The organism is Garicola koreensis (assembly GCF_014195445.1).
In the GTDB taxonomy this organism is placed as follows: Bacteria; Actinomycetota; Actinomycetes; order Actinomycetales; family Micrococcaceae; genus Nesterenkonia; species Nesterenkonia koreensis.
Map to the genome: position 1 here is coordinate 877,398 of NZ_JACIBT010000001.1, position 26,980 is coordinate 904,377.

19 protein-coding genes and 1 pseudogene are annotated in these 26,980 nt (G+C 63.4%); 10 read left to right on the forward strand and 10 right to left on the reverse strand.

Annotation, left to right across the window (positions count from 1 at the left end):
- The first annotated feature begins 94 nt into the window (after positions 1-94).
- Positions 95-1,573, forward strand: a complete 1,479-nt coding sequence (locus tag FHX47_RS04120; RefSeq protein WP_183357572.1) for an APC family permease — start codon at positions 95-97, stop codon at positions 1,571-1,573.
- Positions 1,574-1,635: 62 nt separating this feature from the next.
- Here the strand turns inward: FHX47_RS04120 and FHX47_RS04125 are convergent, their stop codons facing one another.
- Positions 1,636-2,868, reverse strand: coding sequence for an MFS transporter (locus FHX47_RS04125; protein ID WP_183357573.1), 1,233 nt, complete (start codon positions 2,866-2,868; stop codon positions 1,636-1,638).
- Between the two features lie 257 nt (positions 2,869-3,125).
- Here FHX47_RS04125 and FHX47_RS04130 point away from each other — a divergent pair, with 257 nt between their 5' ends.
- Together FHX47_RS04130 and FHX47_RS04135 are read left to right on the forward strand one after the other, a co-directional pair.
- On the forward strand, positions 3,126-4,316 hold the full coding sequence (locus FHX47_RS04130; protein WP_183357574.1) for a hypothetical protein: 1,191 nt from the start codon (positions 3,126-3,128) through the stop codon (positions 4,314-4,316).
- The gene (locus tag FHX47_RS04135; RefSeq protein ID WP_183357575.1) at positions 4,309-6,258 is read left to right on the forward strand and encodes an acylphosphatase; all 1,950 of its coding nucleotides are present in this window, start codon (positions 4,309-4,311) and stop codon (positions 6,256-6,258) included. Before FHX47_RS04130 ends, FHX47_RS04135 begins: the two co-directional genes overlap by 8 nt.
- Before the next feature lie 64 nt (positions 6,259-6,322).
- Here the strand turns inward: FHX47_RS04135 and FHX47_RS04140 are convergent, their stop codons facing one another.
- The 3 genes from FHX47_RS04140 to smc all read right to left on the reverse strand — a co-directional run bounded on the left by FHX47_RS04140 (position 6,323) and on the right by smc (position 13,525).
- Positions 6,323-8,140 (reverse strand): ATP-grasp domain-containing protein, encoded by a 1,818-nt coding sequence (locus FHX47_RS04140; protein WP_183357576.1) that lies wholly within the window; start codon positions 8,138-8,140, stop codon positions 6,323-6,325.
- Positions 8,141-8,465: 325 nt separating this feature from the next.
- Complete coding sequence (locus tag FHX47_RS04145; RefSeq protein WP_183357577.1) at positions 8,466-9,878, reverse strand: sugar-transfer associated ATP-grasp domain-containing protein; 1,413 nt, start codon at positions 9,876-9,878, stop codon at positions 8,466-8,468.
- A gap of 104 nt (positions 9,879-9,982) precedes the next feature.
- Positions 9,983-13,525: a chromosome segregation protein SMC gene (gene smc, locus FHX47_RS04150; protein ID WP_183357578.1), complete on the reverse strand. Its 3,543-nt coding sequence runs from the start codon at positions 13,523-13,525 to the stop codon at positions 9,983-9,985.
- 157 nt (positions 13,526-13,682) lie between these two features.
- Between smc and FHX47_RS04155 the strand changes: the two genes are divergently transcribed.
- Positions 13,683-14,930, forward strand: a complete 1,248-nt coding sequence (locus FHX47_RS04155) for an MFS transporter (RefSeq protein WP_246327908.1) — start codon at positions 13,683-13,685, stop codon at positions 14,928-14,930.
- Between the two features lie 84 nt (positions 14,931-15,014).
- A complete protein-coding gene (locus tag FHX47_RS04160) occupies positions 15,015-16,190 on the forward strand; it encodes a sugar-transfer associated ATP-grasp domain-containing protein (protein ID WP_183357579.1) in 1,176 nt (391 codons plus the stop codon).
- A gap of 39 nt (positions 16,191-16,229) precedes the next feature.
- On the opposite strand, the gene FHX47_RS04165 is transcribed toward FHX47_RS04160, so the two are convergent.
- From FHX47_RS04165 to FHX47_RS04175, 3 genes and pseudogenes are all read right to left on the reverse strand, one after another.
- Complete coding sequence (locus tag FHX47_RS04165) at positions 16,230-16,826, reverse strand: nitroreductase family protein (protein WP_183357580.1); 597 nt, start codon at positions 16,824-16,826, stop codon at positions 16,230-16,232.
- Between the two features lie 877 nt (positions 16,827-17,703).
- Positions 17,704-17,805 (reverse strand): annotated as a pseudogene (locus tag FHX47_RS11105) (hexameric tyrosine-coordinated heme protein); the annotation flags it as partial.
- A gap of 14 nt (positions 17,806-17,819) precedes the next feature.
- The gene (locus FHX47_RS04175) at positions 17,820-18,767 is read right to left on the reverse strand and encodes a universal stress protein (RefSeq protein ID WP_183357581.1); all 948 of its coding nucleotides are present in this window, start codon (positions 18,765-18,767) and stop codon (positions 17,820-17,822) included.
- Between the two features lie 178 nt (positions 18,768-18,945).
- On the opposite strand from FHX47_RS04175, the gene FHX47_RS04180 reads away from it, so the two are divergent.
- The 3 genes from FHX47_RS04180 (at position 18,946) to FHX47_RS04190 (ending at position 21,246) form a co-directional block, all read left to right on the forward strand.
- Positions 18,946-19,917, forward strand: coding sequence for a universal stress protein (locus tag FHX47_RS04180; protein ID WP_183357582.1), 972 nt, complete (start codon positions 18,946-18,948; stop codon positions 19,915-19,917).
- A 158-nt stretch (positions 19,918-20,075) separates the two neighbouring features.
- The gene (gene fdxA, locus FHX47_RS04185) at positions 20,076-20,393 is read left to right on the forward strand and encodes a ferredoxin (protein WP_183357583.1); all 318 of its coding nucleotides are present in this window, start codon (positions 20,076-20,078) and stop codon (positions 20,391-20,393) included.
- A 64-nt stretch (positions 20,394-20,457) separates the two neighbouring features.
- On the forward strand, positions 20,458-21,246 hold the full coding sequence (locus FHX47_RS04190; RefSeq protein WP_183357584.1) for a succinate dehydrogenase iron-sulfur subunit: 789 nt from the start codon (positions 20,458-20,460) through the stop codon (positions 21,244-21,246).
- Positions 21,247-21,278: 32 nt separating this feature from the next.
- Here the strand turns inward: FHX47_RS04190 and FHX47_RS04195 are convergent, their stop codons facing one another.
- Genes FHX47_RS04195 through FHX47_RS04205 form a run of 3 tightly spaced genes read right to left on the reverse strand, consistent with a single transcriptional unit; the run spans position 21,279 to position 24,724 of the window.
- Complete coding sequence (locus FHX47_RS04195) at positions 21,279-21,824, reverse strand: hypothetical protein (protein WP_183357585.1); 546 nt, start codon at positions 21,822-21,824, stop codon at positions 21,279-21,281.
- On the reverse strand, positions 21,817-23,529 hold the full coding sequence (locus FHX47_RS04200; RefSeq protein WP_183357586.1) for an asparagine synthase-related protein: 1,713 nt from the start codon (positions 23,527-23,529) through the stop codon (positions 21,817-21,819). Before FHX47_RS04200 ends, FHX47_RS04195 begins: the two co-directional genes overlap by 8 nt.
- Positions 23,522-24,724, reverse strand: coding sequence for a glycosyltransferase (locus FHX47_RS04205; protein WP_183357587.1), 1,203 nt, complete (start codon positions 24,722-24,724; stop codon positions 23,522-23,524). Before FHX47_RS04205 ends, FHX47_RS04200 begins: the two co-directional genes overlap by 8 nt.
- 93 nt (positions 24,725-24,817) lie before the next feature.
- Between FHX47_RS04205 and FHX47_RS04210 the strand changes: the two genes are divergently transcribed.
- Both FHX47_RS04210 and FHX47_RS04215 read left to right on the forward strand, forming a co-directional pair.
- Complete coding sequence (locus FHX47_RS04210) at positions 24,818-25,939, forward strand: hypothetical protein (protein ID WP_183357588.1); 1,122 nt, start codon at positions 24,818-24,820, stop codon at positions 25,937-25,939.
- 101 nt (positions 25,940-26,040) lie between these two features.
- Positions 26,041-26,976, forward strand: coding sequence for an ABC transporter permease (locus FHX47_RS04215; RefSeq protein WP_183357589.1), 936 nt, complete (start codon positions 26,041-26,043; stop codon positions 26,974-26,976).
- The last annotated feature ends 4 nt before the right edge of the window (positions 26,977-26,980 follow it).

A 26,980-nucleotide genomic window follows, 5' to 3' on the forward strand; every position in this document is an offset into this window, starting at 1 on the left:
GCCACGCCCACACGTAGACCTATCGTGGCGCCCCAGCCGTTACGATCGGGGTAGCCGCCAGAACCGTGGTTCCCACCAGTTGAGGTATTCATCGATGACTAAGGCTACAGAGCAGGCACCGTCAGGCCGCCTGGTAAAGAATCTCCATCCGCATTGGGTGTGGGCGATCTCCCTGGGATCAGCGGTCGGGTGGGGCGCTTTTATCCTGCCCGCAGACTGGATAGGAACCGCTGGTCCCCTCGGCGCTCTGCTGGGCATGGCCATCGGCGGCGGCCTGATGATTGTGGTTGGCGTCAGCTACGGATTCCTCGCCCGCGTCTTTCCCGTCTCAGGTGGGGCCTTCGCCTACACCCTGGTTGGGTTCGGCAGGACACATGCCTTCATCTGCGCCTGGTTTATGACCTTAGGGTATGTCTCGATCGTCGCACTGAATGCCTCAGCTCTGGCGTTGCTGGGCAAACACGTCTTCCCGCAAGTCGTCGAACAAGTCCACCTCTATAACCTCGCCGGATGGGACGTCTACCTCGGCGAAGTACTGATCGCCTGTGCTGCGCTGGTGATCTTCGCTGCCATCAACATTCGAGGCGGCGGCAACTCCTCACGACTGCAGTTCTGGCTGTGCGTAGTCATGATCGCTGCCGTGCTGTTCATGCTCATCGGAGTCCTCTTCTCCCCAGACGGACAGATCAGCAACATGGAACCAGTCTTTGCCCCTGGCACCGCGCCGATCGCCGGAGTATTGGCGATCGTGGCCATAGCACCGTGGGCCTTTATCGGCTTCGACAACATCCCGCAGACCGCCGAAGAGTTCAACTTCGCGGCCAAGAAGGCCTTCCCACTGATTTTCTGGTCGCTGGTATCAGCCACCGCGATCTACCTGGCGATGATCACTACCACCGCCTCCGGGCAGCCGTGGCAAGAGCTGCTCGGCGATCAGCCAGTCTGGGCCACCGCCGATGTGATCACCAACACTCTGGGAGTCACGGGGTTGACCGTGCTCTGCCTCGGAGCTGGGACCGGCATCGCCACCGGGCTCAACGGTTTCTACATCGCCTCGTCCCGGGTACTGCTCGCCATGGGACGAGCACACATGGTCCCCTCCGCGTTCCGGCAAATCCACCCTCGGTTCAAAACCCCAAACGTGGGGGTCATCTTCGTGATGGCCGTCTGCCTGATTGCCCCGTGGTTTGGGCGCAACGCCTTGAGCTGGATTGTCGATATGGCCTCGATCGGGTTTACCTTCGCCTTCCTCTACACCTGCGCCTGTGCATACAAGATGTTCCAATGGTCCGGGCACAAGGACCGCGAACACGTCGAAGGTTCCGCCTCCACCCCCCTGAAGCTGCTGGCCGCCGCTGGTGTCCTCGTCGCTTTGGCGTTCACCGTGCTGCTGCTGGCACCGGGCTCACCTGCTCAACTGACGATGCCCTCGTTCATCGCGATGGGCGCCTGGCTGCTCATCGGGGCGATCTTCTACACCACCCAATACCGCCACAGCCGCTCATTCCCAGACACCGAAATCGACGCCGCAGTGCTGGGCAAGCCTCGGCCCGAGTGGGCCCGTTTCAGCTGATCCGGCCCCCCTTGTTGCCCCTCCGAGGTCTGTTCTCGCGTCGCCCAGCTAGCGGAATCTGTTTAAGGATCGGAATCGGTTTTGCTGGGCAGCGTCTCTGGCGCGGCGGTCCATGCAGCGGCACCGATTAGCATGATCAATCCGGTGATGCCGAACGCCCAGGCGTAATCGAGGTAATCGACGAGGAACCCTGCTAGCAGCGGGCCGAGGATTCCACCGAGGTCTTGGCTCATCTGGAAAGTGGAGACGACCGAGCCGCCGTTTCGCCCCTCCCCTACTATGTCAGCAACAGCGGCCTGCTGAGCAGGAACTATCAGCCCGGTGCCGGCACCTGCGATCAGACTCAGCGCCAGCAGCACCCACGGTTCAGGCGAGAGGCCCAGGAACCCTGTGGCCACCGCTGCGATCGTTAGGCCGACCATGATGGGGCGACGGCGCCCCCACTCGTCAGACCGTTTGGCCAGGGTGAGGACCACGGCGACGTTGCCGGCGGCGAAGACGGCTAGTGCGACGCCGGCGAGCTGGCTGGAGTCGATGACCCACCCTCCGCCGACGAACGCGGACGCCGCGAACAGCGGCACGATGGAGTTCCGAACCCCGAAAGTTGCCCAGCCGTTGGCGAATGCTGAGGTGAGGGCTGCGCGGTAGCTGGTCTGTGCCCACGCTTCTGCCAGGGTGGCGCGTTCTCGAGTGTCTTTATTGTTGCGATCCTCCAGCCGGGTACCCCGCAGCATGATGAAGACGAACCCGGCCGCAAGCACCAGTGCACCGCCGTAGACAAGGAATGGCACGCGCTGGCCGAATACCAGGAGCCCGGAGCCAAGCAGGGGCCCGGCGACGTTGCCGATGAGAAAGGCTGAGGCATAGGCCCCCGAGACCCGTCCTCGAATCCGGGGCGGCGCCTTGCGAGCCAAGAAGGTCATCGCGGAGACGGTGAAGAACGTGGAGCCGATACCGCCCAGGGCGCGGAATATGAGCAGCAATTCGAAGTTGGGTGCGAACGCAGTGGCTATCATTGAGACCGCAACGATCAGCAGCCCGATCACATAGACCGGGGTCTCCCCCAGCGCTTGTGTGAGTTTTCCGGACGCCGGGGCGAATAGGAGTCGGAAGAGACCGAAGGCGGAGACCACCGCGGAAACCGCGAAGGCGGAGACTCCGAAGTCGGACGCGTACTGCGGCAGAATAGGCGCGACGATGCCGAAGCCGATAGCGATGATGAACGCTGAGGCGATCAGCACCTTCAGCTCTGCTGGGATTCGAGGCGCGGCTGGCCCTAACGCACTGGTACTCACATGAAGTCCCTAACACCGCACCAAAGCATTGTCTTCCCCTGAACCACCATTGCCTTGGCGTCCCGCCTTGCGGCGGAGACGTGCCGCTGACCAGATCACAAGTCTGACCATCACTGCGCGAGGCACTTCGAGCACGGGCGCCGGGTGGATTAGACTGTTCCAGATGTTCAGGGGCCACTCTCTTGCCTCACCCGGGTAACGAGTAAACCGCCCGCACGCGAAGATGCACCATATGATTCGAAAGGGACCGTCTGCCGATGAATCGTAAAGAAGAGGCCCGCGTGGACGCGGGCGGGGTCCCCTTACCAACCAGACTCGTCGACGGTTACCACGTGCATCGCGCAGCCCTGGCGAGAGATCTCGATGTTCTGTCCCTCCCGCGGCAGGTACTTCTTGCCGGCACTGAGGCGACCGTACCGTCCCAGGTGTCATTTACCCACGGGGTCCCTGAAGCTTCAGGTCTGTCCGCCGTGACCTTCGCCCAAGATCAGCGCTTAACTCGCGCGCTGCTTGAGCGCGCGCAAGTTCCAAAGCCCGCGGGCGCATCTTTTTCTTGGCGGAGCATCTCCAAAGCCGAGAAGTGGGCCAGCAACTTAGGATTCCCAGTCCTCGTGCGCGAAGGCGTGGGCGAGAACCCAGCGCGGGCCATCCGGCAATTAAACTCCGCCGAGGAACTGCGCGCGGCCTTCAATCAACTTCGCCGTCGCGACAAAGCCGATCGGACCCCGGGCAGCAACCCACACATCGCCGGCTACGCCACCACCCGTCTCACGTTCACCTATGACGAAGAGGGGAATGAAGTTGCTCCTCTCCGGTCACGCATGTTGGTCGAGGAAGACCCTTTTGGACGCGCCATCCGCGGTTTCGTCCTGGGCGGCCGCCTCATAACGGCAGTGGAACTCGACGGCGACCGCAACACCGGGGTTCGTGAGGTGACCGAGGAGTTGGACCCAGAAGTTATCGACGTTCTGGTGAAAGCTGCTGAGGCAGTACCTGGCTTAGCCTGCGCTACCGTGGACGTTCTTGACGAGCGCAGCGGTCCGGCTCGAGGACCGCTGGTAATGAGTGTGGCTGAACGACCCCGGATAGAAACGTATCTCTCAGCCAAGCATTCTCTCGGCGACCTCATCGGTGACGCCCTCCTTGAGTTTCAGGCACGCGAAGCGAACATCGCCCTCGGAACCTCTAGGACTTCGCTTAAACGACACATGGAGATCGAAGGGCTACGCCACGCCGCCGAAGCGGCAGACCAACTGCCCAATATCGCCGAGAACTACGGCGCCGAAATCAGCATCGACAACGCTGATGCCGTCACTGGGGACGTTGAAGCTACGGCCACGGGCTCACCCGAGGTGCTTGCAGCACTCGCTGAGCTGCTCATGGCCGGTGAGCTCCTCAGAGACCGAGCTGCTGCAGTGAACTACTCGAAGGGACCATCCATTGACTGAAATCGGCACTCCTGAAAGCAGTTCTGGTGCTATCAAAGTAAAGCAGCCAGCCACGATAACTTTTACACGTCTCGTTCGACTGCGTCGTAACGACGAGAGCCACCAGCCGAGCAGAATCTACGCTCAGATCGTCGGTGCGCACCCCGGCGGAGAGGTTTCAGCACTCGGCCACGCAGAACTATTCCACGACGACGAACACGTCCCTCTGCCCGCGGAGGCTTGGTCAGCAGGCGAGGCAGTGCTGGAGGCGCTGCACCCCAACGAGATCACGCTGGACGACCACCGTCGGACTCGGGGCTTGATCGACGAGCTTACTCGCACGGCCGAGTACACTGCCAAGCGATCGCTCACCGATTACTCCCAAGAGGCGTTTGACACGGTTTTCCGTGCAGTCAAAGAAGCCTTCCTAGTCTTTTGCAACACCGAACCCACTGACGTTGCAGTTGATGAGCTCGGCGCGCTACTCGATCGGAACATGGGCAGCGTCACGCGGTACTTCGTTTCGCCAGCGCCCGCCGCGCCGAGCTACCAGGGCACCCCCGCCAACGCCTTCCAGGACGCACCATACATTGAGCCCCTGCCTAAGGACGGCACCAAGGGGCACCTTCTCGAACGAGAGGCGCTGCGGTACGGAATGGCGAGCGCCCGTTACCCCAACGGTGCGTTTGTTGTCACTGACCCTGATAGCGAAAAGCAGATGGCGTTCAAATGGGGACGATCGCCGCTGGCCAGCGGGGTCGCACTTTCCATCTGCTCCTATAAGGAAGCTACTCGACGCCTGCTTAAGAGAGTCGACGTCCCTGTTCCGAAGGGCCGAGTGTTCTCACCAGCCGACTGGGAGCTGGCGGTGGAGTATGCGGACCGCATCGGTTATCCCGTGGTGTGCAAACCCGTGGCGGGTCTTCGAGGTATTGGAGTGGTTGCCAACATCCAAAACCGCACTGAACTGGAGTCTGCTCTTAAGCTGTACCGACACAGTGAGCTCGGCGATGATGACTTTGTGATTGAGGAGCACGTTCCGGGCGAGGATTACCGCATCGTTGTGATTGGCGATCAGGTGGTGGCCTCAGTTGTTCGGGCCCCCGCTTCCGTCACCGGGGACGGCCGGCACACTATTGCTGACCTTATCGAATACAAGAACCGCGCCCGCCGCGAGAATCCACACCTCAGTTCACGGCTTATCAAGATCAATGATTCCGTGGAGTATCAGCTGAGCCTGCGGAACCTCTCCTTCTCCTCTGTACCGGCACCTGGCCAGGTAGTGACGCTGGCTAACTCCGCCAACTTATCGCAAGGTGGGGACAGCTTTGAAATTGCTGATGATATGCACCCGTCGATCAAGGAGCTCTCTGTCAAAGCGGTCCAGGCGGTCCCAGGTCTAGGGTTTTGCGGGCTGGACATGCTCATCGAGGACCACACGAAGCCTATATGGGAGCAGCGGGTAACCGTTATCGAACTCAACGCCCATGCGGCCATCGGCAGCGCCCAGTACCCGATGTGGGGCGAGCCCGCTCCAGTGGCGAAGAAGTTCTTTGAGGTGACTTCAGCACATAACAACATCGCTCTTCCTCTGACGCCAAGCGATGAACTGACTCTGAAACTGACAGTGCGGGGCCGAGTTTCGCGTGGTAAGTACAAGGACTGGTTCCGGCGCCGTGCGGAAGATTTCGGGCTAGACGGCTACGTCAAGACGGCGGGACGGAACCGCGTGGAGGCTCTCGTCTCCGGCAACGCCGACGCCGTGTCTGCTCTGGGCTACCTCGCCATGCAGGGCCCCAAGCGAGCTATTCCTACATCCGTCACCATGGAACCCGCTGTTTGGGATGAGCCTCATCACGGTTTCAAGGTTGTCTCCGATTCCGCAGCAGGCAGCGGCACCATTCTGGCCCGAAGGATCTTCTTCGGTCTTCGCCGAAGGGCGAGGAAAGCACTCTTAAGGTAAGACCAGTCGTCATTTCACGTACCTGGCACCTGCCGGGCGCCAGGTACATGAACGGATCCACCGACTAGAACCCTGCGATCGTATCGAGCGCCAGCTCCAAGGACCCGGCACACAAGTAGTTGAAGCCCGCTAGGTTCCTCTGGACCGACATGCCCTCGACTTGTACTGCACTCCCAAGCGCTTCCGGAATGACAACGTCAACCTCAGCCCACTGCAGGCCTGGGGTCGCCCTCACTGCGTCTAGAGCAGCCATGCTCACCCGATGTGCTTGCTCAGTCGTGGGGATGTAACTGGGGTCTCGAGAAAGGACGGCTAAGCAGCGGGTCCGGGAGCAAAGAGCCCGTACATGCGCACCCGAAACTATGCGCTGAGCCAACAGTCTCGAGCGCATGTCAAGGGATAATTCCGCTTGTGCGCCCATGTAACGCTGGTGGCCGGCCCACCCCATTTCCCGCGGAACAAGCGCGAGCCCAACCTTTGACCGTTCTCGGTAGGCTTCAATCTGCTCGATGCCGATTACTTGGCTAGCCCTAGGTACGCGCACGTCTGCGTCGCGAAGAATGGATCGCACCGTGTGGTGACGTCGCAATAGAGAACTGACCCTAGCCGGAAAGCGTTCATCCATTACGCCGTTAAACCACTTCTCGTGATGAGGCGTCCTGCTGGCGCGCATGAGACGATCCGACTTCACGTCTACTAGCCAACCGTTTTTTTCTAGATGGGTTACCAATAGGGCTCTGAGGTTAGGCCCCTGGACACCGTGCTCAAGACCACTTTCGTCCCATCCCTCTTCCACTGCTGTCGGAGAAGCAAGCGGGGCCGCACCTTGACGCTCCTGTTTCTCCACAGACGACTCGGCAAGCATGCGGGTCCAAGCAACCCGCCCGACATCTTTGGGTTCGCCGTAAACGGGGTAAGTGGAATTGCTAATGGCGGCGTTTGTATTGAGCTCAAGAATATAAGGTGTACCGGACCCTGCGGATAAGAGAATGTCGGCGCCTCCCCACTCCATGGTGGGTATTGCAGCCATTGCATCACAGGCCAGGGTTGTCACGGAACGGTCAAGTAAGTCGAGACACTCACTGGCCTCCCCGCCACTACTAATCCCCCCAACATTGCGCACTATTATGCGTTCATCAGTCGCCAAAATGGATTCGAGCGTCAGACCTTGACGATGCAAGTGTTTCTCAGTGGTGTCGTCCACGGGAATCGGAAGCCTGCAGTTATTCGGGTTTCTTTTGCGAACATCATTCTTCTCAGAAATTAATTCTTCGATCGTCGATGTTCCATTCCCGGCAACATGAGGAAGCAAGCGCCTTACAGCTCCGAAACACTCATCTGGCGTTGCCAGCAACCTAAATTCGACCCCGTCTATATACTCCTCAATTATAACGCCTTGCTTCCGTACCTCTATAGCGAAGAAGGCGTCACGAACCTCCGATGCGGACTGCACGTTGACCGTCACCCCCTTTCCCTGCCCCCCGAACCTTGGCTTCACCACAACCGACGATCCAAGTTCTGCTCGGATGGCTTCAGCCTCTTCGGGGGTGCTAGCAAGTCCACCGCGGGGGGTAGATAGCCCCGCATCCTGCAGGAACTGCTTGGTCAGGTACTTGTCTCTTACAATCTGCCCACTGGTGGCCGTGTCGGTGCACATATGTCCGCGTAATAAGACACGGCGGCCCGCTTTCTTCGCGATCGCAGTGTAAACGCCGTGCCATTCAACTGACGCCCCGTCCCGCTCGGCCGCGCGCGAGGTAACTAGGGTTCCAATACTCCGACCCCGGTCCAGTTGTTGAGAAACTATGCTTTGAGACTCCGGATCTTCGTACGTGTTGGGTTCATCGGCAACAATCGGTGGAAACCTGTCAAAGATCGTCATTGTAGATCCGCCGTTCGTTATAGCTAGGCGCTATGCGCTTGTTGTGGCTGTTGGGTCTTTAGGTGAACCTGAGGTCACCCCGTGGGAGTACGCCCCGTTATTGGCTAGTGCACTGGATGGCCAGCGGCATCTCTTACCTCACTTGCAACCTTTCTCGTGAACAAATTCTAGGCCGTCGATAGCTTGTACGTTTACGAAATCCCAGGTGCGCCTTCGAAGGTTCGACAGCACCGCCAACTCTCAAAGCGGCCCGGGAAATTGAGCAACAACGTCGTAACCCCGCCACCCTTTGGGGCATCGGCGCCGAGACGTTCCGGACCAGCACTCAGCGCTCTGTGCTTCTTCGAACCGCACTAAGCAGTTCTTCGGTGAAGTCTCCGAATAAGGGCTGTCCTGTAGCAAGCTGGTACAGCCACACAGCCCCCCGAAAGTTGCATTCGATGAGCACGGGCAGCCCGTCGTGATCTATGGCGACGTCCCAAGACAGAAGGTCGAAGTAAGGGACGTCGTGATGGAGCCTCCGGGCGAACTCCACGACGTCGCCGTAGCCCGGGACCGACGGCATGGACTTGAATGAGACGCTGCTATCGGGATGACTTTCGAAGAGCTTTCCGTGCTCGTTGATGGCGTACGTGTTGAAAGACCCGTCAGCCTGCACTCCGACGCACAATCCGCCCGTGCCCGCATTGTCGTTTATGCGTCCGTCGACCCCGAACCGTGCAAAGGTCAGAAGGTGATGAACATCTCCGTTCCACCGAAGCGTGACGACCCGAAGGGTATTCAGGGAGTCCGGGTGAGGCGCGGCAAGGGTCGGATGCTGTGGGACTATTTCCTGCACCATGAAGTTCTGCCGATATCGCCGCTTCAATCCCCTGAGAGTCAGTTTCCTGCTGCCAACGCCGATCTTGTCTTCGCCTGCGTACTCCAAGAGCTCAACGCCACGACCATTGTCCAGGCTCGTGGGCTTGATGATACCCCTCCCTACTCGCGAAAGTATCTTGAGGACCTCCGTGTCATCCAGTATCCAGTTGGCATCCGCATCGTAGAAGCGCCCATCGATACAGACAAGCGGCATCCTCGGCTGCCTCTCATTTGGGACCAATCGGCTGAAGAGCACCTTGTCGGAATAGGCGGCTATCAAGTTGGCACCTGGGTTCAAAGCACGCCAAATCGTTCGATATTCGGCTTGCGGAACCACCCTGCGATCCCAGGATTGAGTCACATTCGAGAAGGCGACGTGAAAACTGGGGTCCACATCCCGACCCCAGAGCTCACGCCAGTACTGCTTCGACCGTTGTACCTCAGCCATCGGAGCATCTTGAAGAAGCCCGCTGGAGTGCAGGGCTGGGAACTGACGTGACGTCGTATCAATGCCGAGCGAGTCGTAATATGCAACGTCGTCTTCGTTCTCAAGGAGAAATTCTTCCCGCCGAATGCGAAAATTGGATGTCCCTTCGGCCTCAAGTGATTCTGCAAAATCGGCTCGCACATCCTCGGCCTCGTGAGTCCAGCTCTCTATGCTTTGGATGAAGTCCTGCAATCCGTGTGGACGGAAGGCGACAACTTCAACGGTGCCGTCTGACCTTCGGCGTGCCCAACCAACAGTACCGGTTACGTTCGCAGCAGACCGGGCGTCACGAAGGATTTGGCGCGTATCGAGTTCCCCCTTCAGGATGATTTTCAACCCCGTAGAAGCATTGAAATTTTGGCCTTCAGAGCTTGCCTTCTGGTGCAACATAGTCCCTGCTTTCGGTTCGTTCACCCAAGGGAAATCGTACCCCGCCCGAGGCCGGAGGGCTTTGAATCCGGATGGTGTTCCTATCTGGAAGCGATCATCGGTGGTCAGCTTCCCAAGCGCTGCGATACAACTCGGGTTGAGCCGTCCTGTCGCATCGACACCCCATAGAGCGCATCGGCGATCTCCATCGTGCGTTTTTGGTGCGTGATGACGATCAGCTGGGAGTTCTCCCGCAGCTCGTCAAAGATCACCAGCAGCCGGGAGAGGTTGGTGTCATCCAAGGCGGCCTCGACCTCGTCCATCACATAGAACGGTGATGGCCGGGCCTTGAAGATCGCCACCAGCAGTGCGACCGCCGTCAGCGAGCGCTCACCGCCGGAGAGCAGCGACAGTCTGCGAATGCGTTTGCCCGGCGGCCGGGCGTGGACCTCAATGCCGGTATTGAGCATATCCTCCGGGTTGGTCAGCTCCAGGCGGCCCTCTCCCCCGGGGAAGAGTCTGGCGAAGACCCGTTCGAATTGGATCCGCGTGTCCTCCCAGGCGGCGGTGAAGACTTTGTGCACCTCGGAGTCGACCTCGGCGATAATGTCCAACAGGTCTTGGCGGGACGTCTTCAGGTCCGCCAATTGGCCCTGCAGGTAGGTGTGGCGCTCTTCCAGTGCGGCGTGCTCCTCCAGGGCGAGCGGGTTGACCTTGCCCAGTGCCTTCAGGTCTCTTCGAGCCCGACCGAGCCGTGCTTCCTGCTCTTCGCGCACATACGGCGCCGACGCTGCTTCCGCGTCGTCGCCCTCATGGTCGCTGTCCACATCGGGGACGGGCTGATCGGGACCATAGTGTTCGATCAGGTACGCCGCGGTGAGGCTGAGCTCCTCATCGGCACGGTTCTCGGCGGCCTCCATGGCCAGGCGCAGCTCAGTCTGCTGCAGTTCTGCCTGGTGCAGCCGAGAGGTGATCTCTTCCAGCTGCTTGGACTGGGCCGCGCGGGTCTCGGTCAGTTCTGCGATCTGTGTCTTCACCCCAGCATGCCGGTCTGCCGCGGTCTGCTGGGCGGTTTGGGTCTGAGTCAGTTGGGCGGTGATCGTCTGAATCGCCTCATCGGCTTCAATGCGCACCGTGTCGGCCTGCTGGGCGCGCTCGCTGCGAGCTTCGGCGGTGCGGCGGGCCTGTTCGCGGCGGTGCTCCTCCGCCTGCGCTGAGCGCCGCAAGGATGCTGCGCGTTCCTGCAGCTGCTTGAGCTCCTCCTGGGCTGCGCGCACGGCCAGTCGAGCGTCGACCTCTTCCCGCCGGGCTGAAGAGGCCGCTTCGGTGAGCCGGTCGCGTTCCTCAGTGGAGGGCTCCTCGACCAATTCTTCGTTCTCGGCGGCTTCGAGCCGACGGGTGATCTCACGCAGCTGTTCAGCGGCGTCGACGGCGGCCGTCTCGGCTTCCTGGATTTCTTGGGCGAAGCCGGTGACCCGTTGCTGGGAACGACCAATCTCTGCTTTGAGCCGGTTCAGCTGGTCTGTGGTTGAGCTCAGCTGCGTCTCGTTGGTCTGCAGGGTCTCCAAGGTTCGGTTGACCTCCAGCTCGGCGGCGTTCACCTCGGTGTGGCTGCGCTGGCTCTGTTCGGTGACCCGCTCAAGGTCCTTCTCTGCGGTGCTGATCTTCGCGGAGAGTTCCTCAATCTGAGCGTTGATCGCGATTTCAGCGTTCTCGACTGCAGCCCCACCGATCCGCTCGCCTGCCCGCAGGATCACCCCCTCGGCGGTGACAGCTGCGGTGACCCCCGTGGTCCCCACCAGCTGCTCCCCCGCCGCTTCGTCGGCGACGACCACCACACCAGTCAGCGCCGAGACCAGCGGCGCGGCCAGCTCGGCTGAGACGGTGACGACGTCAAGCGCCCAGTGCGCACCGTTGGGAAGCTCGCCGGACGGAGAGTCGCTGCGCTGGGCAGTCTGCGGGTAGACCAGGTGGGCCCGCCCACCGCCGTGATCGCCCAACCAGGCGATGGCTGAGGAGGCTGCCTGGGCGTCGGAGACGACCAGAGCAGAGTCCAGCGAGCCCAGCACAGCAGCAAGAGCCGTCTCCCAGCCGCGGTGGACCCTCAGTGTGTCCGCATAGGGCCCGGTGATCCACCCCGCATCCTGTTCTTCCAGGGCTGCGGCACCGTCTCTGGGACTGCGTGCGGCCTGCAGCCCGGATAGGCGTGCACGGTACTCGCTGACCGCGATCTCCAGGCGCCGTTGTTCAGCTGTGAGCTCCTCGTACTGTGACCGCAGTTCGCCGTGGCGCTCCTGTGCCCGCTGATAGGCCTGTTCCAGCCCTGGTCCCTCAGTGTCGACGTCGGCCAGCCGCTGCTCAAACTCGGCCAGCTCGGCACGGGACTCTTCAACTGCTGCATGTTCAGCATCATGCTGGTCCTGGGCACGACGCTGTCGTGACTGTGCCGCCTCGAGGCGTCCTTGGGCGGTTTCGACCTGCCCGTGAAGAGTGGCCAGTCCGGCGCGGCGATCGGCGACTGCACGCAGCTGCTCGGTGATGCGCGATTCCTCGGTCTTCAGTCTCTCTTCAGCCTCAGCGCGGACGGTGCTGGTGGCCTCCAGCGTGGCTGTGGCCGCCTCGACCTGCTGCTGCGCGGCTTCAGTCTCCTCATCCACCTGATCGGCCTGGTCGCGCAGCTGCTGGGGGTCGCGACCCGCGGAGAAGTCCACGCTGGCTGATGCTTCCAGGCTGCGGGAACGCTCAGCGGCGAGCGAGGCGACCGAACGCAGCCGCTCTTGGATTTGGGCCAGCCGGTGGCCGCCGGCGCTGAACTTCTCAGCACGCACTCGCAGCGTCTCCGCTTGGCTGTTCAGCTCAGCAATCTGGGTGTCCTGTGCAGCGAGCGTGTCCTTCAGCTGGGCGGCGGCGTCGACGTCGTGCTGTTCACCCTGGCTGGAGGCTTGCAGCGCCGTGGCGGCCTGGACTAAGTCATCAGCGATGAGTCGGCTGAGTGCATCACGGACCTCGTATTGGATGCGTTGGGCACGTCGTGCGACTTTGGCCTGCCGGCCCAGCGGGGCCAGCTGGCGGGAGATCTCTGCGATGAGGTCCTCCAGCCGGTCCAGGTTGGTCTGCATTGACTCCAGCTTGCGTACCGAACGTTCCCGCCGCCTGCGGTGTTTGAGCACTCCGGCGGCCTCTTCGATGAACCCGCGGCGCTGTTCGGGTGTGGCATGGAGGATCTGGTCCAGTTGGCCTTGGCCGACGATGACGTGCATCTCTCGGCCCAGACCAGAATCGGAAAGCAGCTCCTGGATATCCAGCAGCCGGCATTTGCTGCCATTGATCGTGTACTCCGATCCCCCGGAGCGGAACATGGTCCGGGAGATGGTCACTTCGGTGTAGTCGATGGGCAGTGCGGCATCGGAGTTGTCGATGGTGAGGCTCACCGAGGCGCGTCCCAGCGGCTGACGTTCAGCGGTGCCGGCGAAGATCACATCCTCCATGGATCCCCCGCGCAGAGATTTCACACCCTGCTCCCCCATCACCCAGGCCAGCGCGTCCACCACATTGGACTTTCCCGAGCCGTTGGGGCCGACCACCGCTGTGACACCGGGTTCGAAGGCGAAGGTGGTGGCAGATGAGAAGGATTTGAAGCCGCGGACGGTCAGCGTCTTCAGATACATGCCGTGGGCCTCTCCTCTCGGCTGCCGATCACTACCGGTTCAACCCACCAGCCTATCGTCACGGCAGGTTCCCACCCTGGGGACTTCCCGACGGTCGAGGCGACAAGAATGGAATAGGGTGCTCAACAGGTGAACGGGCGGCACCAGCGTGGGCCGTATGCGTGAGGAATCGGAGGGCGCCATGGGGAGCAGACCAGCGGGCAAGCCGGGTCCTGGGCTGCTGACTGTCCTGCTGGGTGCAGTGGGAGCCGGTCCGCTGCTGCTCTACGGCCTCAGTGCCACCAGTGAGAGGATCATCGGAGACCTGGGGATCGATGAGGCGCAGTTCGGTCTGCTGGCTACCGTGTGCTTCGCCTGCGCGGCCTTCGGCAACGCCACCCTGGGCCGTTTGGCGGACCGGCACTCTGATCTGTCACTGATGACCGTCGTCTTTGTTCTGTCGACCGCAGCCCTGCTGCTGGCCGCGGTGCCGGCCGGCTACTGGCTGCTGTTGGTCGCGGTGGGGATGTCTGGGTTCGCACAATCCTTCCCCAATGGTGTGACCAACCGAATCCTGCTGCAGCGGGTGCCTGCCCGGCGTCGCATCGGCTGGGTGGGTGTCAAACAGTCCGGTGTCCAAGTCAGCCAGCTCACCGCCAGCCTCATCTTCCCGCTACTGGCCCTAGGCATGGGGTGGCGGGGAGCAGCTTTGGTGACCACGCTGCTGCCTCTGGTGCTTCTGGTGCTCACCTGGCGCTCCCTGCGATCGGTCCCTCTGCTGCCGGAGGCGCAGTCACGCCCCGCTGAGCCGACCTCCTCCGCTCAGAACGGGGGCAGCCGCGCCCGTCGGTACCCGGCAATGGTGTGGGCGTTGGCTGCATTCGGGCTGCTCAACGGCATCGGGGTCCAGGCAACCAACGTGTATATGCCGCTCTTCGCAGTCCGTGAGTTAGATTTCTCCCTGGTCCTCGGTGGGGTGACCGCGGCAGTATCCGGAGTGGTCGGCGTCATGGCTCGTGTGGGCTGGGCCAGGGTGATGGCCCGCGGCGCGTCCGGGCCACTGGTGCTGCTGACTCTGGGGATTCTGGCCTTCGCCGGTGCGGCGTCCTTCTACGGGGCCTGGGCCACCGGCTGGTCACCGCTGCTGTGGACCGCGGTGGCGTTGCACGGTGTCTCCGCCTTGGGTGTATCGGTCGTGGTGATGAGCGCACTGATGCGAGTCATCCCCTCAGAGTCGATGGCCTCCGCCAGTGCGGTGGTCACTGCGGGCATGTTCGCCGGCTTCGCCGCCGGTCCAGTCGCGATGGGAGCGATCATCAGCTCTCCCGGCGGCTTCCAACTGGGCTGGGTCGCCGTAGGCGCGGTGTATCTGTTGTGCATGGGTTTGGCTGCGGTACTCATTCGCAGGAGCCGCCGGTCAGAGTGAGGCCGTTGTTGTCACCGCACTAGCCGCGCCGGACTGTGCGAGCCTATTCCACCGCTGCACCGCATCGCCGGTACCATCGCAATCATGCCCCAAGACTCGGCCTCCCCTTCGAAAAAGCCCGGATACCCCAAGCGACTGGCCCAGCGCGCACTGAACAACGTGAAGGATCCCCGCGGGATCCCGGAGCGCACTGCGAAGACCTACCGCTACCGCCGTCGTCAGTTCGGTGCCGCTCGTCGCTTCCTGCGCAAAGAGTTCCGGTGGGCCACCGACTGGTCCAACCGCAAGCCCGAATGGTGGCGCCGCGGGTTCCTCTCCCGCTCGGTGACGCTGTATCAGCTGCCCGATAATGACCCCTCGCTCTACATCAACGACGTCCAGCGCTACTTCCGCACCAAGAACATGGTCAGTCCCCACCTGCAGGAGGTGCTGAACAATAAGTTCTCCTTCTTCCTGCTGGTCAACAGTCTGGGCCTGGACAGCGACGTCGTCGACCTGTTGGGGGTGCACTCCCGCGGGTATGTGCAGCCGTTCCCGAAGAAGGGACGGATCGAGCTGGAGACCTTCCTGGAGCAGACCCTGAAGGAACGCGGCCACATCTTCGTCAAACCCCTCCACGGTGCCGAAGCCAACGGGGTCCGCTCACTGAAGCTCACCGACGAGGGCTACCGCATGGACGGCAGCGCGGCTGAGCTGCACCAGATCGCCGACTGGGTCCGCACGTTCCCCCGCCCGCTGCTCTTTGAGGCGGCACTGACGCAGCACGGCGACCAAGCTGCGCTGAACCCGCACTCGACCAACACCATCCGGCTGCTGACCATGCCGGATGTCGAAGGCGACTTCTCCCCCTTCATCGCCCGAGCCTCCCAACGGATCGGCAGCCTGCGCTCCGGCCACATCGACAACTGGACCAAGGGCGGGCTGAGCGCCAACGTGGACTTAGACGACGGCACACTCTCGGCCGCCGCGCAGCTGCCTGAGGACAACCAGCTGCACTGGTTCTCCGAGCACCCCGACAGCGGTGCGCGCATCCAGGGCCACCAGGTCCCCTTCTGGGAAGAGACCAAGGAACTGGTGCTGGAGGCCGCCGGCCGGCTGGCGTTCATGGAGTACGTCGGCTGGGACATTGTCATCACCGCCTCCGGGCCAGTCATCCTGGAAGCCAATATCAACTCCGGGATGAACGTGCTGCAGGTCCACGGCCCGCTGCTGGCCGACCCGCGCGCCGCCGCCTACTACCGCTCCCGCGGGGTGGTCTGAGCCCCCGCCCCTGAGGGCTGGACCCTCATGGCTGGGCGTTCAGTGCTGACCGTCTCCGGCGGGACCCGGCATGGAGCCCAGAAACTGGTGCGGATCCAAGGCGGGGCGGTTTGACTCGAGCATACGGCGCCGAAACGAGTCGGAAATGCTGCCCACGTACAGCCATCCCATCAGGTGCTCTTGCTCGCTCAGCCCGTGGGCCGCACGCACTTCCGCGCTGTTGGCCAGCACACCGGTGCGCCACATGACGCCCCATCCTGCCTGCCACAGCGCCAGTTCCAACAAGTGGCCCGCCCCAGCAGCGGTAGCCAGCTGCTCCCACTCTGGGACCTTCGGGTGGTCGGTGGGACTGGCAACCATTGCGATGAGCAGCTCGGCGCGCAGGGGCTTGGTGTTGGAGTCACCGGGTTCGCGCACTGTGCCAGCCGCGGCATCCAGCGCCTCGCCCAGCCGAGCACGGTCGTCCCCGCGCAGGGTGATCAACCGCCAGGGCCGCAGCGCTTTGTGATCAGCCACCGGGGTCACCGCGGCCAAAAGCTCCAGAAGCTCCTCATCGGTGGGGGCCTCCGGACCCACTTTGGACACCGACCGTCGGGTCGCCATGGATTCCAGGACCGGATCGGAGAAGAACGTCATAGCCTCGATTGTCCCTTGCCGCTCGCCGGCAGCGCCAGCGAGTCCCCCGCCTGCGATCGACGTCGTTGATACCGAGGAACGGTATTCTCGACGCATGAGCGTGAATACTTCAATCAGCTTGGACGTGGGGTTATGAGCCAGGATCCGGTCGATGATCGCGCAGAGTACGCCCGAGCTGACTCGCGCGGACGAGTCCTTCAAGTAATCCGCGCGTCTGCTGCCGGATGTGATGTCCAGTTCATCGCTGAGCAGACCGGTTTGCACCCCAACACAGTGCGTTTTCACCTGGAACGGCTCGAAGCAGACGATCTGGTGCTGCGGCACGTGGGACGCGGTGGCGGCCATGGGCGTCCTCCGTTGATGTACACCGCCGCGGCGGTTCCGAATGCCGGGGACAAACAGCGCGAATTCGGTCAGCTCGCTAGGGTCCTGGCGAGACTCATCGCGACTATGGACTCTGACCCAGTCGGGCCGTCTATCGAGGCTGGTCGGGCCTGGGGCCTCGAGCTGTCGTCGGATTCTTCTGAGGCACAGTCCCCAGAAGATGCGGTGGACGCACTGACCCAGATCCTAGACCAGATCGGCTTTGCGCCAGAGGTCTCCCACGACGGTCAAGGCCTGGTAGTCCTGCAGCGCCACTGTCCGTTTCTGGAGGTAGCCCAGTCCCATCAGGACGTCGTCTGCTCAGTGCACCTGGGTCTGATGCGAGGACTCCTCGAGGGGCTGGACGCCCCGGTAGCTGTCGACCGTCTGACACCTTTCGCCACTCCAAACGGCTGCCGAGCGTCACTGTCGCCGTTGACGAAGCCATCTGAGGTGGCGCAGTGAATACCAGCTCGGTCAGACAGGCCTCATCACCGGGGGTTCATGTGCGGTTCTAACGCCAGTAGTCGTTGGCTGCCGCCACCGTGCTGAACTCTGTGGCTACCACATGGGAAGCCATAGTGAGTGAATCGGCACTTGTGGCGTACCCGGATGCTAAAGAAGATCGTCCTACTCTTCGAGGCGGGGATCTTCGCCGGCCGGCACAACCATCACCGGACCCGCAGCGTGCATGATGACATCAGAGGACGTCGAGCCCAGCAGTGCACGCGCAACTCCACCTCGACCGCGAGTTCCTACAACGGTCAGCTGGGAGCGGTCAGTCTCTTCCCCTAAGACCTCCCCTGAGGGGCCGTCATAGAGTGCGGGGGTGATTGTCAGGGTGCTGAAGTGCTTGGAGAGCCACTGCACGTCGTCTTCAAGTTGGTCTTCCAGCTGACGCCGGCGTCGTTCTCCCTCCTCCTCCCGCGGCCCCAGTTCTGGGTACCAGATCAATGATCCCTCTATGGGTGCGATTGCCATGACAACACGCAGCTCCACCTGTAGGGCGGCGGCCACTTCGGCCGCGCGCAGGGCTGCCAGTCTGGAGCCCTTGGACTGGTCTATTCCCACGACGACGGGACGCTGATCCACGCGCGTGTATCGGGCTTGACCCTCGCCCTGAGGCGGCTCGTAGTACTGATCCACAACCACGGTGGGGCAATTGGCGTGGGCTGGCAGCGCCGAAGAGACCGAGCCGAGCATCCGACCGACGAACCCACCGCGCCCACGGGCACCGACGACGGCGATCTCAGCCTCGCGGGATCGGGCGACCAACACCCCTGCGGCGTCACCGTCATCAATGTGGAAACTCACATCGCCGGGATAGTCCTTCAGCTGTTCACGGGCCTTCTCCACCACTTCCTCAGCCACGCGGCGGGCCAGCGACTCATCAGAGTCGTAAGGGACATCGCCGGCGATCAGACGGGGCACGGTGAAGGCGCTCACGACAGTCAGCGGCACCCCGCGGGCGAGCGCTTCGATGGCGCTCCAATGCAATGCGCGAACGGCGTGCTCGGAACCGTCGAAACCGACCAGAACTCCCAGGGAATTGGTGCTTCCAACGCTCTGCGCGGCCATGAATACCCCTCCTCGTCCCGTTAGAGGACCTCGTCGTCGCCCTTTACATGCAGACTAGCAGTGCTATGTATCACAGTATAGGTCGAGCCATCGACTAGACTCAGTCATGCCGGGGCGGTTTATCACGGGGGGCTGCCGCTACCGTCTTCGCTCCAGCGCCCCCGAGAGAGGGCCTTCCATGGACAAGGACGCTGCCACCGCCAGAGGCGCAACGGATTTCATCTCGGCCGACCGGAAGCTGGGGGTCGTGGTGGGGTTCGACGGATCCCCCTACGCAAAGCTGGCCCTGCACTATGCTGCACGATCCGCCCAACGCCGCGGCTGTGTCCTGACTGTGCTCACCTCATTCACGGTGCCGCCAGGGGTCTACGCCCACCTGGCGAGTGTTCCGCGCGTACCCGATGAGCAGCTGAAGGAGCAGGCCACCAAAGAGAGACTGGACCAGGCCCGTGAGCTGCTGAAGGACTATCCCGGCGAGGTCTCCTACGTCGCTGAAGAGGGCGACGCCGCCGGCATCCTGGTGGAGAAGTCTCAGGATGCGCAGCTATTGGTGGTCGGTGGCCGCGGCCTCGGCGGCTTCTTGGGGCTGCTGCTGGGCTCGGTGGCCTCGGCTCTGCCAGCACACGCCAACTGCCCCACTGTCATTGTTCCGGGCAATTACGACGAGGGCGAAGGCGCAGCTCGGTTCGCCCCGGTGGAGCGCTCTGTGCCGGTCGTCGTCGGTGTTGACGGCTCCGCGAATAGCCGCACAGCTGTCCTGGAGGCGGCGCGGGCGGCCGTGGAGCGCGAGGTCCAGCTGCAGGTTCTCATGGTGCTGCCCCCGCTGGAGGGTGCATTGACCTGGTATCCGGAGCTGACCGACCAGATGACTGAGCGGACCGAACAGCGCCGGGCAGAACTGCAGGAAACCCTCAATGACGAATCCCACTGGGTCAAGGGGCACTTCCCCGAGGTAGAGGTAGCGACAACTGTGGAGTCCGGTGATCCGGTCGCGGTGCTGCGCGAGAAATCTCGAACAGCGCAGCTGACTGTAGTCGGCACCCGTGGCAACGGCGGATTCAAAAGCGCCATGCTGGGTTCGGTCTCCCGAGGGCTGCTGCTCCGCGCTGAGGGCCCGGTGATGGTCGTCCCCCAGCCGCACAAAGACTGACTGGCACTTTTATCCCATTGCTACTTGTATAAATACTGCTATCGTGGTCAGCATCCGAAGGTCGCGATGTGGGCTGGGTGCGAGCGCCTTGCACAACCTGATACCGGGGATGGTGCATCTATGCCACTGAGATCTAATGTGCGCGTAAAGGAGTGCTGATGACCTACGTGATCGCCCTGCCCTGTGTTGATGTCAAAGATCTGGCGTGCGTCGACGAGTGCCCGGTCGACTGCATCTACGAGGGTGAGCGCAGCCTCTACATTCACCCGGATGAATGCATCGACTGCGGTGCCTGTGAACCGGTATGCCCCGTGGAAGCCATCTACTACGAAGATGATCTCCCGGAGAAATGGTCTGAGTATTACCGGGCGAACGTGGAGTTCTTCGACGATCTCGGCTCCCCCGGCGGGGCCGCGCAAACAGGTCCGATACCAAAAGACCACGAAGTGGTGGCCCAGCTGCCGCCGCAGACCTAGAGCACCGACTCAACACCAAATCGGTGGTATTCACCCGCTACGAGCCGATGGAGCGTAAGTACTGATGAGCACTCCCACAGTTGAGCAAGAGCCCCCTTCCAAGATCGACCTGGCCGAAACCGGTGACGGCGGCGCAGCTGCTGAGAGCTTTGAGATCACCCTGAAGGTCCGCCGCTATGACCCCGAGCGTGCTGAGGAGACCTGGTGGGACGAGTGGACGCTGACCATGGACGGCACCGACCGTGTGCTGGATGCGCTGCACCAGGTCAAGTGGTACACGGACGGTTCCCTGACCTTCCGCCGCTCCTGCGCCCACGGCATCTGCGGCTCCGACGCGATGCGCATCAACGGCTTCAACCGGTTGGCCTGCAAGACTCTGGTGAAAGACTTGGACACCTCCAAGCCCATCACCGTGGAGGCGATCAAGGGCCTGCCGATCGAGAAGGACCTGATCGTAGACATGGAGCCATTCTTCCAGTCCTACCGGGAGATCATGCCCTTCTTCATCAACAACTCCCCGGAGCCCAGCGCTGAGCGGCAACAGTCACCGGAGGAGCGCGAGCGCTTCGATGACACCACCAAGTGCATCCTGTGTGCCGCCTGCACCAGCGCCTGCCCTGTCTTCTGGACCGACGGCCAGTACTTCGGCCCAGCAGCGATCGTCAACGCCCACCGCTTCATCTTCGACTCCCGCGACGACGCCGGAGACATGCGACTGGAGGTGCTCAACGACAAGGAGGGGGTGTGGCGCTGCCGCACCACCTTCAACTGCACCGACGCCTGCCCCCGCGGCATTCAGGTCACCAAGGCCATTTCCGAAGTCAAGAACGCAATCCTCACCCGCTCCCTCTGACCCCGGTTCACCGTTGCGGCGCAGTGCGCGCCCTACCGCCTGGCCACCGGCGTGTGAACCCGGGTGAGCCGCCGCAGGACCGCGGCCCGGTGACCCGCCGACCCCTGAGCGTCCAGCAGCGCCGTGCGCTCAGCTCCGGCGAAGTCCTCCACCGCCGCCACCACCTGCGGATCGGCGGTGACCAGGTGGGTGACCACCGCTGCCAGCGGGTGCTGCACCTGCGCAGCCGCGGTCACCACCAGCACGGTCGGCACACTGTGCTGCTCGGCCAGGATCAGCGGCTCCAGGTACTCAGGCGGAATCTGCTCGGAGGCTTCCGGGACGGTGAGCACGACGACGTCGAGGCGGCGGACCTCAGCCGCGGCGGCCTCAGATCTCAGTGGTGCCGCAGCAGGCAGCGAGAATGGCAGCTCGCCCAACACACCCTCGCCCAACATCCCTTCGCTCAACACACCGGTGCGCGGCAGGATCCGGCTGCGTGCTGCGCGCAGCATTCTGCGGCTGAAGCGCCGGCCCCGGCGCAGGGTGGGCAGCAGCGTGGTTCCGACCCATGTGGTCTCCAGCGGCTTATCAGGCATCGAGGATCCTTCGGGGGTCGGTTTCCGTCAGCTGCGAACCGTAGTCCTCCAGCCACAGCGCCAGTACGGCCAGTCCGCGGATCAGGTGCTGGGGCCGCTGGGAGTTCAGCAGCCGCTGCCAGACCACCAGCCCGTGGGGTTCCTCTGGGTCGGCCTGCGCCAGCGTCTTAGAGAGCAGATCCCGCACCGCGGACCCCCGGATGAGCCGGGCCAGGTAGCCGGCACCTTCTCGGCTGGCGATGCGCCGCTTGTGGTGGTGGGTGCCCACCAGGTCGTCGGCGGTGGCCATGCCGCGCAGCCGCAGATCTGAGGCGGCCAACAGGTCCGGGTACCAGGCGCCGTCGGCCTTGACCCGGTGCGGCAGCTGAAGGGCCAGGCGCACCACATGGTCACCGATCATCGGCATCACGGTGGGCCGGGCCCCGCCTAAGACTTTTGCCGGCGCCTGGGCGATTCCCGGCACTGAACGCATCCGGTAGGCGGCCAGGGTGTGACCGTTGGGGTGATCGAAGTACTTCTCCACCAGCGGCACAGCTCGCCCCCGGCTGCGTGTGCTCACCGCCTGAGCACCAGGTTCGCTCAGCACTTTGGGTCCGGCGCTCAGGTAGCGGGTGCGGGCTGCGATGCGTGCCTCCACCAGCTCGGCAGCCGACATCGAATCGGCGTCGGGCGGGTCAGCGAAGCCCCCGCCGAAGAACACGCCTCCGCCGAGTCCGTCGAAGACTGGGCCGGACTGCTGCCGCAGCCGCTGCGCCACCGGGGTCAGCCAGAAGTGGAAGGAGGCTTGGTAGTCCACGGCGTCCACGTAGCGCCTGAAGTCCTGGCCGAAGTCGGCGTAGCCGCCCACGATGATCTGCTGGCGCACCCCCAGCCGCTGCGCCACCCGGGCACCGATCAGTTCCTCCAGGGCGGATCCGGCATCAGAGCTGGTCGTCCACGCGGTCACCTGCTCCGGCTGCTGGGCCTCGCGCAGCGCTAGGGCGGTCAGCATCCGGGAGTCCCGGCCCCCGGAGAGCATCGGGTTGGCGACCCCTGCCGGTTCCAGGTAGGGGCGCATCGTGGCCGCCATCTGTTCCACCGTCTCGTGGGTGACGTCCTCCAGGTTGGCCGGAGTCTGCGGCGTGTAGTCCTCCCAGGGCCAGTGGGCGCAGCGCAGCTGTGCGGTTCCGGTCTCATCCAGCTGGATGTGCTCCATGGGCATCAGCCGGTGGTAGTCGGTGAACGTGGTGCGGCCCTCCAGCGGGGCGCCGAAGGCGATGATCTCCGCCCAGGACTGCCAGTCGGGGGTGAGCCGTTCGGCGGTGTCGGCCAGCCAGCGCAGTCGGGTGGAGAAGAAGACCGCGCCCTCAGCGGCGTGGACGTAGATGACCTGCGCGCCAGAGACGCTGCCGTGCACCACCCCGGTGCCGTCGAGGATCCGGAACCCGCAGGCATCAGCAGTGCGGGCCGTCTCGGTCCAGGAGTCCGCTGTGTCCGCGGCGCCTGCGGCGTTCCAGGCTGCGGCCAGGGTGCCGTCAGCCAGCTGGACGATCTGCAGCGCGGAACTGCCGAACACCATGATCCCCGCCTGCTGATGCTGCACGCTGAGGTCCACGCCTTCGGTCTGTGCCCGTTGGGCCATATCGGCTGCCCGGCGGCGGTGCTCCTCGGTCAGGTCACCGAAGGCACCGCAGACCGCTGTGGGTTCGTCGGTGCGCTCAATCATCGCTCACTCCATAGTCCTTCAGTCGCAACAGATGCGTGCCCGGGCCGAACTGAGCGGCGAACTGCTGGGCGCGGCGGGACTGTTCCAGAAACATCTGCCGGGACTGCCAAAACTCGGTGACGGTGGTTTGGACTCCAGCGGGCTCGGTGTAGACCGCAGCGTCTGCGAAGATGTCGCGCAGATAGGGTGGCAGCACCACCACGCAGCCCGCCGCGAGCGCCTCGATGATCGCCCGTCCGAATGCCTCGCGCCACTGCGGGTGGTGCATATAGACCCAGAAGTCCACCCGAGCTAGGAACCGCTGCGGGTCCTCCGCGCCGAAAGGCTGCACATGCCAGGCCTCCGGCAGTCTGCCCAGGATCTGCTCGGGGATCTCTGCCCCGCCGAGGATCTCCACCCGCCGCTGCCCGGTGTCCGGGTAGGCGGCCAGCAGGTCCTCGGCAGTGTCTGGCCACTTCTCCCGCTGCGGGCGCGAGTGCCGGCCCAGCACCGGCACCTCGGCGACGAATCCGCTGCGGGCCGCAAGCTCGGGCACGGTGCCGAAGATGTTCACCCAGTCCTGTTCTGCCACGCGCACAGCTGTCTGCTGGGCGGCGAGACTCTGGCGCACCACCGGGCTGATCGGCGCCCACACCGGGTCCACACCGAACAGCTCGCGCACTCGGTCGTCAGTCTGCTGCACGTGGTAGTGCCAGGTTCCTGCGGCGTCGACGGCGGGGTGGTTGGCCACGATCACCACCCGCTCAGCGGTGATGCCGGTGAACTGCGCGGCGGCGGTTTCGATGACTCTTGGGTGGCGGATCACCAGCAGCGAGGTGTGCAGCCGGGCCCGTGCGGAGACGATGTGGACGTCGTCGAGGGTCATGACCTTCTGGATGTGGCTGCTGAAGCCGACCATGGTCTTGGTGGTCTGACTCTGGGCGTGGATCAGTGCGGAGCTCATCCCTGCCGCCGACTGGGCGCGAACCTCCTCCGCGATGGATGCGGTGGTGCCCCCGGGCAGCCTCAAGTCGGAGAGGATCGCCACGTCGGTCTGCTCCAGCGGGTCGGGGTCCAGCTGCTGGACTTTGGCGCTCAGTGCGCTGACCTCACCGGCGAGTTCGCTCAGCTCAGCGTGCAGCGCGTCGACGTCGCTGCCGGTGGCCCGGCGGTAGATTCGGCCCGCCCGGCGTCGGAGGTCACTTATGCGGCTCATCACCGGCCACTCTAGCGCTCATTGTCCGCTTCATCCCGGAGCACAGGTTGCGCCTGTCCCTGAGCGGGCCCCGCACATATTAGGCTGTAGGTCATGCCCGAGACGACCACTGTGCCGGACGCGCAGCGTCCCATCGGCCGGTTCATCACTGAGCAGGTGCTGCCGCAGTGGGACGCGCTGAACCGGTATCCCGTGATGGACGTACACAATCGCATCATGAACCGCGCCTTGGCCCGGCAGACCATCCAGGTCACCCAGACCGACAGGTTCAGCGCCGCTTTTCTGCACAACGGCAGGGTCGTCGGCGGCAGGTATGGGCGGGAAACCACCCTGGTCAGCGATCAGGCTGCCGAGGCGTGCTCCTCCAAATCACTGACCCGCCAGTACTGGGCAGCCGCCGGTGTGCCCACCGCTGAGGCATCCCGCTTCTACGGCGACGACGTCGACGCCGCCCGCGACTTCGTCCGCTCGGCTCCTGCCCCGGTGGTGATGAAACCAGACAGCGGCCGGCATGGCGCCGGTGTCACCTTCGGGGTCACCGCAGCTGGGTTTGATGCAGCGTGGAAAGTCGCCGTGGAGGCCAACCGGGTTCCCGGCATGGGAGACGGGGTGCTGCTGGAGCCGTTTCAGGATGCGCTGTGTCTGCGGTTCTTCGTGGTCGGCGGCCAAACCCGGGCCGTCACGCTCCGAGTGCCGCTGTTCGTGACCGGCGACGGAGAATCCACCCTCCAGCAGCTGCTGGAGCAGTCCTTCGCCCATCAGCAGCGCAATGTGTTCCTCAGCCGTAACCGGCCGCGCATCACCGATCAGCTGGTGGCCGCCAGTGGACTGGCGCTCACCGATGTGCCGGCTGCCGGTGCCCTGCACATCCTCAAAGAGAACGTCAGCATGCTTGCCGGGGGACTGCCCTACGACGTCACCGCCCGGGTCAGCTCCGATCTGCGCAGCCTGGCCAATGACGCTGCTGTGGCCATTCCGGGACTGGGTGCGGCCGGCATCGATGTGCTCACCCCCTCCCTGGACAGTGCCGAGGGCGCGCTGGCTCTGGACGCCGACTCCTGGGCCAGTCTGCTGATGCACGGCTACCCTGCGTTCGGGCTCCGGCGCATTGTGGCCAGGCCGCTGACCCATCAGCTGCGGCTGCGCGCCGAGCACTGGGAGAGGCCCGTCTACTCCGGCTCAGCGCTGAGCGCAGTGAGCCCCGAGGACGAATGACCTAAGCGTGGGAGCATCGCTGGCTGAACCTGCGCTGATAGACTGGGCGCCGCTCTGCCGGGGCTCATGGCCCGGCACGATCGGCTGATAGGGAAGGAATCATGGCTGCACCTGCCACCGAGCGCACTACGCCCAGCTTCACCGTCGGAGCTCAGCGGGTCGTTCAGATGGACGGCACCAACCTAGCCCGTGTGGGCGCCCGCCCACGGCTCACGCGGTATCTGCGCGAAATTTGGGACTTCCGCCACTTTCTGATCTACGATTCCCACTCCCGAGCCTCCTCGCAGAACTCCATGGATGCCCTGGGCCGGGTCTGGATGGTCATCAACCCCATCCTGCAGGCGATGGTGTACCTCACGATCTTCGGCTACATCCTGGAGACCCACCGCGGGGTCACCAACTTCATCGGGTACCTGATCATCGGAGTCTTCACTTTCCGCTTCATCCAAGGCGCGGTGACCGGCGGAGCTAATTCCATCGCCAGCAACCAGAAGGTCGTCCAGGCGTTCAACTTCCCGCGGGCGATCCTGCCTATCTCCTCCACGGTGCGCGAGCTCTTCGCTACAGTGCCGACCTTCGTGGTGATGGCGGTCCTGGTCTACTTCTTAGGCGATATGCAGATCGGGGACATGGTCCGCGAACCGATCACGCTCAGCTGGCACTGGCTGCTGTTCTTCCCCGCCATCTTCTTAGCACTGCTGGTCATGGTGGCGCTCAGTCTCGTCTTCGCCCGACTGGTCAACGCCTACAACGACGTGAAGAACCTGATCAGCATCGGCACCCGCATCTGGTTCTACACCTCCGCGGTGATCTTCAGCGTCGACCGCTTCGCCGATAAGGGCCACGAGTGGATCATGTGGCTGATGTACCACAACCCGGCCTTCTGCGTACTGGACATCATCCGCCACGCCTGGCTCTACAACGACTTCGCCGACCCCTACCGCTGGATCGTGCTGGCCGCCTGGGCCGTCGTCGGCACCATCATCGGCTTCATCATCTTCTGGGAGGGCGAAGAGACCTACGGAAGGGAGCGGTGAGCGG

Coding starts and splice junctions, on each gene's coding strand:
- FHX47_RS04160 (WP_183357579.1), top strand. CDS start 15,015: ATGCCCCAAGACTCGGCCTCCCCTTCGAAAAAGCCCGGATACCCCAAG.
- FHX47_RS04190 (WP_183357584.1), top strand. CDS start 20,458: ATGAGCACTCCCACAGTTGAGCAAGAGCCCCCTTCCAAGATCGACCTG.
- FHX47_RS04155 (WP_246327908.1), top strand. CDS start 13,683: ATGCGTGAGGAATCGGAGGGCGCCATGGGGAGCAGACCAGCGGGCAAG.
- FHX47_RS04165 (WP_183357580.1), bottom strand. CDS start 16,826: ATGACGTTCTTCTCCGATCCGGTCCTGGAATCCATGGCGACCCGACGG.
- FHX47_RS04195 (WP_183357585.1), bottom strand. CDS start 21,824: ATGCCTGATAAGCCGCTGGAGACCACATGGGTCGGAACCACGCTGCTG.
- FHX47_RS04215 (WP_183357589.1), top strand. CDS start 26,041: ATGGCTGCACCTGCCACCGAGCGCACTACGCCCAGCTTCACCGTCGGA.
- FHX47_RS04200 (WP_183357586.1), bottom strand. CDS start 23,529: ATGATTGAGCGCACCGACGAACCCACAGCGGTCTGCGGTGCCTTCGGT.
- smc (WP_183357578.1), bottom strand. CDS start 13,525: ATGTATCTGAAGACGCTGACCGTCCGCGGCTTCAAATCCTTCTCATCT.
- FHX47_RS04180 (WP_183357582.1), top strand. CDS start 18,946: ATGGACAAGGACGCTGCCACCGCCAGAGGCGCAACGGATTTCATCTCG.
- FHX47_RS04140 (WP_183357576.1), bottom strand. CDS start 8,140: ATGACGATCTTTGACAGGTTTCCACCGATTGTTGCCGATGAACCCAAC.
- fdxA (WP_183357583.1), top strand. CDS start 20,076: ATGACCTACGTGATCGCCCTGCCCTGTGTTGATGTCAAAGATCTGGCG.
- FHX47_RS04205 (WP_183357587.1), bottom strand. CDS start 24,724: ATGAGCCGCATAAGTGACCTCCGACGCCGGGCGGGCCGAATCTACCGC.
- FHX47_RS04120 (WP_183357572.1), top strand. CDS start 95: ATGACTAAGGCTACAGAGCAGGCACCGTCAGGCCGCCTGGTAAAGAAT.
- FHX47_RS04210 (WP_183357588.1), top strand. CDS start 24,818: ATGCCCGAGACGACCACTGTGCCGGACGCGCAGCGTCCCATCGGCCGG.
- FHX47_RS04130 (WP_183357574.1), top strand. CDS start 3,126: ATGAATCGTAAAGAAGAGGCCCGCGTGGACGCGGGCGGGGTCCCCTTA.
- FHX47_RS04145 (WP_183357577.1), bottom strand. CDS start 9,878: ATGTTGCACCAGAAGGCAAGCTCTGAAGGCCAAAATTTCAATGCTTCT.
- FHX47_RS04175 (WP_183357581.1), bottom strand. CDS start 18,767: ATGGCCGCGCAGAGCGTTGGAAGCACCAATTCCCTGGGAGTTCTGGTC.